The sequence below is a fragment of the Psychrobacter sp. W2-37-MNA-CIBAN-0211 genome (assembly GCF_040309405.1).
Lineage (GTDB): Bacteria > Pseudomonadota > Gammaproteobacteria > Pseudomonadales > Moraxellaceae > Psychrobacter > Psychrobacter glaciei.
Genome location: NZ_JBEOOU010000117.1, coordinates 1 through 284, shown reverse-complemented (window position 1 = coordinate 284; position 284 = coordinate 1). Strand labels below are relative to the sequence as shown.

At 63.4% G+C, this 284-nt stretch carries 1 protein-coding gene; it reads right to left on the bottom strand.

What is annotated here, in order from left to right; genetic code table 11:
- Positions 1 to 93 precede the first annotated feature (93 nt).
- A partial coding sequence (locus AAEY72_RS14535) for a hypothetical protein (protein WP_352311232.1) occupies positions 94 to 284 on the bottom strand: 191 nt, incomplete at its 5' end.

Below are 284 nucleotides of genomic sequence, written 5' to 3'. Positions count from 1 at the left end.
GTGGGGGGTCATGCGCGTGACGCGCCGACATCATCACCCCCACGTCAAATCTGCTGAACCCGCCGAGCCGCGCAAGGCGACGGCGCATCACGCCTAGCCAGGCATGCAATTGAAGTCCTGGGTTGCGGCAATTTCCTTGCCGTGGCCGTCCTCAAGCGACGCGCGCACCGTGGTGCCCAGGCTCGACTCCACCAGGGTGTAGTGCTCACCCGCCTTGAAATGCTTGTACTCGATGCGGCCCTGGCAGTCCTGCTGGTTGTCGTCACCCGGCTCGTCTTCAAATA